3 protein-coding genes are annotated in these 5519 nt (G+C 54.2%); 1 reads left to right on the forward strand and 2 read right to left on the reverse strand.

Features of this window, described 5'->3' with window-relative positions; genetic code table 11:
- The first annotated feature begins 26 nt into the window (after positions 1 to 26).
- Positions 27 to 3539: an Ig-like domain-containing domain gene (locus CRO06_RS16740; protein ID WP_218839895.1), complete on the forward strand. Its 3513-nt coding sequence runs from the start codon at positions 27 to 29 to the stop codon at positions 3537 to 3539.
- A gap of 345 nt (positions 3540 to 3884) precedes the next feature.
- On the opposite strand, the gene CRO06_RS19960 is transcribed toward CRO06_RS16740, so the two are convergent.
- Complete coding sequence (locus tag CRO06_RS19960; RefSeq protein ID WP_143247750.1) at positions 3885 to 4454, reverse strand: hypothetical protein; 570 nt, start codon at positions 4452 to 4454, stop codon at positions 3885 to 3887.
- A gap of 573 nt (positions 4455 to 5027) precedes the next feature.
- Positions 5028 to 5519, reverse strand: a 492-nt coding sequence (locus tag CRO06_RS20090) for a DUF4351 domain-containing protein (protein ID WP_179746624.1), incomplete at its 5' end; no start/stop codon positions are given.

Consider the following 5519-nt stretch of genomic DNA (forward strand, 5'->3'; position numbering starts at 1 on the left):
CCTGTGGCGGCAGCGACGGCTCCGACATGCCTGGCAACGACGCCAACGACGCCCAGCGGCAAAGCCTCCTCTATGCCTACCCCGATGACGGGCAGAGCGAGGTGGCGATCCCCGCTCCGGTGGTATTGCGGTTCTCCAGCGACATCGAGCTGGCCGCCGCCGAAAACAATATCAAACTGCGCCTTGGGGGCGCCGATGGGGACATCGTCCCCGTCACCTACAGCAAAGTGGAAGCCGACGGCCGCAGCATTCTGCTGACACCCACGGAAAAACTGCAACCGCTCACCGACTACACCGTGACCCTGCGCGGCGTGCAACTGAGCGTGGGCAAGGCACCGAACCGGGATATCCACTTCACCACTCGCGCGCTGCAACGTGGCCCGAAATCCCTGGTGGTGGCCGACGACGACTTCACCCTCACCCGCGCCATCCCCAGCGGTGACGTCGAAGAACCGGTGATGGACTTTTCTACTTTCCGTTTCCAGTTCACTCAGCCCATCGACCCCACCAGCGCCCGCTACGGCCTCAACCCGGGCGACGGGACCACGCCGGCGGACACCGTGGCCCTGGTGGACGGCAGCGGCGAGCTGGTGGAAGCCCGCCTGCTCACCGAAGGGCCCTACATGACCCTGGACCCCGCGCCCGAGCACCTCACTCCGGGAGAGACCTACACCCTCACCCTGGGCGAGGGCCTGGCCAGCACCTTCGGCAATGCATTTGGTGGCCACGAACTCACCGTCACCCCGCAAGACTCATCACCGCGCGGCGAGCCGGCCATCCTGGTACAGCGCATCACCGACTCGGAAAACCGCACCCGCACCTCCCCGCTCACCGGCAAACCGGTGAACGAAGTGCCGGTGAACGCCACCCTGCTCGGCCAGGACAACGTCACCCAGGCCAGCGGCGACGTGCGCGCGGAGCTGGGCGACGTCACCGTCTATACGGATGTCACCCCGGTGCGCATCCCCGCTGATACCATCCTCAGCGGCACCAGCCTGGACGTGCTGATCGGCGGCGAAGTGCCCGCCGGCTTTGCATCCGGCGAAGTGAAAATGCACTTCCTCAGCGACGCCACCGGCTACCTGGTGCCCAACCCGTACGACACCCACAACCGTGCCGACGCTCTACGCATCGTGCGGCTGTTCATGGATGTGGCCATCACCACCGATGAAGCCCGCGCCAACGGCGGCTTCACTCAGGACATGCTGCACATCGAACTGATCGGCGTGGGCGAAGTGGACCCGCGGGAAGGCGTGCTGAAAATCGACGCGGTCAGCGTGGTGGAGCCGGACGTGCTCGGCCAGGAATTCGCCCACGGCATGCTCAGCTTCCAACTGGAGTCCTATAAGGATCAGCTCAACGCCCCCGCGCCGGTGCCGGACACCACGCCGTTGGAGTTTCAGAGCTGGACCTTGGGAATAGATGGGCAGACCGGGTTGGACAAGACCGCCATGTTCAAACCCACCGACCCGATCGTGTTGAACTTCACCCGCCCGCTGGACCGCCAATCCGTAACCGGCAAAGTGCACCTCTATAAGAATGAAGGCGGTGTACAAACCGAGGTGGACAGCAAGGTCACCGTGGACGGCGCGGCGATCGTGATCAAACCGGTTGACCCGCTGGAGCACCCTACCGAGACCGGGCCTTCTCTGTCCTACCAGGTGAGTCTTGATCCGGGGATTATGGATTTGCGGGGGGAGCCTTGGGTTGGGAGTTTTGATGAGGGGTTTGAGTTGGGGATGCAGGTGGAAGAAGCACGAATATGGAAATACAGAGGCTTCCCGCCTCCTGCTGGTATCTACGATACAGGCGAGGATAAATCTGTTCCAAAAAAGTCGGCCTTCGTGATGGGCGTATACCCAGGCTATCCATGCCCTTTAAATACAGTCACACGTAATCTCACTCCAAACATCGGACAAACCATGACCTCAGGTCGTTGTCGCGGCGGCATGCAACCACATCCCAATGATTCCCTAGGTAATCTATCTCCCTTACCGGCTGACGATGTCCTCCCAGTACCAAATATGCCAGCCAATCGGCCAATTGTCGTAGTATTTTCTAAGCCTATAGATCGCGGCAGCCTATTTGATATAAGCGGCAATGCCGTCAACTTTACAGTATATGAAGTTGACCCACAGAGCCCAGACAACATGACGGCATCAGTTCCTGGGACAGTGACCTTGAACCAGGATACCTTAGAATTCACACCAGATATGCCCTGGCAAGAAGGCAAAGTTTATGCGTACCGTATCAAATCCAACGGCGACATGACTTCTTCTATAGCACAGTGCGATGCAAATCAATCGGGATCTAGTATCTGCGACCAGGATGGACTACCACTAAACACCCAGCTGTTAAGTGAGGTATCTACACATGATACTACACGGACACTACCCGGTAGTAAGCCCCCAGTTTATACAGATCACTATATTTGGCAGGAAGAAGCTCCCGATCTGATAGGGGGAGGACCGGATCTCGTGCAATACTTCGTCGGAGTACCGCCTTCAAAAAATGTCTTGCAGCTTCTTAGATTACCTCAGGGAGTAGATAGAAACCTGAACTTGATTAACGAGAGCAGCGATAACATGGAGACAATAGTAACCGGCCTTGCAACTCCCAACGTAGAATTCAGGCAGTACGCTCATGACGAAACGAATCACATCACGTGGCAGCCCGACAGCTCAACTTTAGACTTGGTTGACCCTGTCCATAACCCGGAAAATCCAACACCACTAGATCCTGGTGGTTTGATGCCACCACCGAATAGCGCCAAGATACTTTCATCGTTCTACGGCTATCGAAAAATTTCTCAGATCATTGACATTGACCCTATTTATCTGTCTCAAGGTCTAGGGCAATCCGCCAATACTGCTGGTGCAAATATTGGATGCGGATGGACTGAAAAACACCTATTTGAAGACCAAACCGATTGTGATCTCTATGGTGAAGGCTTCTTCGGAAAAACTTGCTCTTACGCCATCCCCGCCGAATGCCCACAAGATAAATTCACATATCTCCACGGCGTACTTTTTGCAGAGGTAACTGATAATGTGGAAGAAAACGGTGAAATCAAGGTTCTGATTTATCCGGGACATATAGTTACGTCCTCGTTTCGTGTTTTCGCGAAAAGCGTCCTCGGAGGAGGAGGAGAGATAGTCGACAGCGGATACCAAGTAATGCGTATGCGCTATCCCCAAGGACAGCAGTTTATACAAGGCAGCATTCTTGCCGGAAGTGATGGTAACCCGGCTCTATATACTTCTGTAAGTCTATATATGGATGCTCCCTATTTGGTGACAGATTTGGTAGAAAGGAAGCGATGGATGAGCGAGATGAACCACAACCTTTATAGTTACCCTGTGCAAATGCAGCTTTCTGGAGGCATCCAATTTCTCTCTGATGGTCGAATGGTGGTGGAACAGTACAATGAAAATGCGCTCACGATTCACCAACGGGCCAATCAGCCTATCACCAAGGTGGATTTCCTCGTCCCCGAAAGAGGTTCCTTTCTTCGATACGTTTCAGAGCCGATCAAATAGACACCTCTTGTACTGAACTTCTTTATCAATGAGCACTAAACATGCTCTCTCCAGGGGGAGCATGTTCCCCTTGGCGAACAGACCTTCTACTTCGGGATTCATCGGGTTCATTGTTTCGACCTTTGCCCTCTTTATATTCTTTTTGACGATGAGTAAACTTTTTCGCTCATCCAGGCCATCCCGGCTAACGGTTTCCTTCCTAGGCCCACAGAGGGGAGGCCCCAAGATATCTTAAGCTGATGACACGAAGGCCCAGGGTAACGTCATTCTATGGCGCCCCATAAAAAAGGGCAGCCTTCAAGGCTGCCCTATAACCCCTTTAGGGAAAACCCAAAGGGCTTCCAATTAAAATACACAACCTCGATTCACTAGGTGGTCTGGCCCAACTGTGTTAAAAGTTGCATTAGACGAGCTACCATTAGGTGCAAAACCAAAGTTATTGAGCCCGGTAACTTCAACAGCATTGGGGACCTGAACTGTATTACCTACACCGTCACAGACTTGATTGCTGAAGCCTCCGGAATCAGAGACATTGTAGACGATCCCACCAGCTATCATTGTAAGCATCCCACCGCCAGTGTTTGCCGCAACGGAGCCGCCTGCACCGGTATCAATGGTCCCTAAAGCGGGAGTGCTTCCTGTCCACGGAAAGTTACCAAGAAAGAGCCCTGGACAATTGGCTTGGCCTGCCACAGGACCTGCAGCAACTACTTCAATGTCGCCCGCGCAGTTCACTTTTGTAGTCAGGGTGAGCCAACAGCTCGTTGTTGGCTGTCCAGGCACCGTCAGCTCGGTTTCCCCCTTAAACGTACACATTGCATACGGGGGCGGCATAGCGCTCGCACTACCCGCTGCTGCCAAAGCCACTGCGCCAGCCAAAGCCAGCATACTCGTTTTCAAGATTTTGGTACTCATGGCCAAGTCCTCCTTTTTTGGTTAGCCGTGTATCATTTGTTTTTTCCTATCTGGACAGGTCGACTGCCTCCCTGGCCTGTCCCCTTCAGCCGACGGCGGGATGCCGTTGACTGCCCCCGAGGGTTGTTCACCCTTCGGCACGGACCAGATAAATAGATTCACAACATCAAAACAATAGATTACCTGTCCCCTTAAGCACTTTTTCTTTTTTAAAAAACACAAACCCAGTAACCATGCGGCTTACAGAAAATGTACCTGGAACCTTTTTTGGATAAGAGACGGTGTCGCTCTCGCAAGAACGATGTCTTTTTTGAGAGAAAAACTAAGAAAATAAAATGGGGACAGAAATAAAATGAGGGAAAAGGAAACACTTCTGAGGAAACGTCTACCGTTTCGGGTGGCAAAGGTGGTTTTCCGTGTTGAGAAGAGAAATCAACGATGGGATTGCAGCTTCCCATAAGAGGGCTACGAAGCGGCTGTGGGAGCCAGCCTTGCTGGCGAAGGTTTTGGTTGGAGGGATAAAGAATTCGCCTGCAGGCAGGCTCCCACAGGGGGTGTGAATGCAGGGTGGTCCTAGTCGAACACCGCCTCCATGGTCTCTACTTCATAAACGCGATCGATCCAGTCTTCCATCTGCTCTCGGCTAGCACCGTTCAGCCTGGTTTCAATCTCCGCCGACACTTCACCGAAGCGGCGCCGTAATTGGCGCAGCAGGATGTTTCGGGCTTCCGTGGTGGAGCCTTGTTCGAGGCCCTTTTCGAGGCCTTGTGAAAGGCCTTGTTTGAGCCCCTGCTTAATTCCCTCCTGCCTGCCTTCCGCCAGCCCTTCACGCCGAAACTGGGCTTTCCACACCCTCACTCTGTCTTCCAACATGCTATGTGCCTCTCTTAAAGTATGAATCTCCTGCCAGGGCACCTGCGAGTCCAGGCGTGGCCCCCGCCGACGTAACCATTCCAGAACGCCTTGCTGCAGGTATTGTTGCTCTGGATCCTTCAACCAGTCCACCAAACGCGCAATGACGCGCAGCATGTCTCTTGATGTTGCCCCATTTTCAAGCGCGAACAC

It is taken from the genome of Alloalcanivorax xenomutans, assembly GCF_900217905.1.
In the GTDB taxonomy this organism is placed as follows: Bacteria; Pseudomonadota; Gammaproteobacteria; order Pseudomonadales; family Alcanivoracaceae; genus Alloalcanivorax; species Alloalcanivorax xenomutans.

Coding starts and splice junctions, on each gene's coding strand:
- CRO06_RS16740 (WP_218839895.1), top strand. CDS start 27: ATGCCTGGCAACGACGCCAACGACGCCCAGCGGCAAAGCCTCCTCTAT.
- CRO06_RS19960 (WP_143247750.1), bottom strand. CDS start 4,454: ATGAGTACCAAAATCTTGAAAACGAGTATGCTGGCTTTGGCTGGCGCA.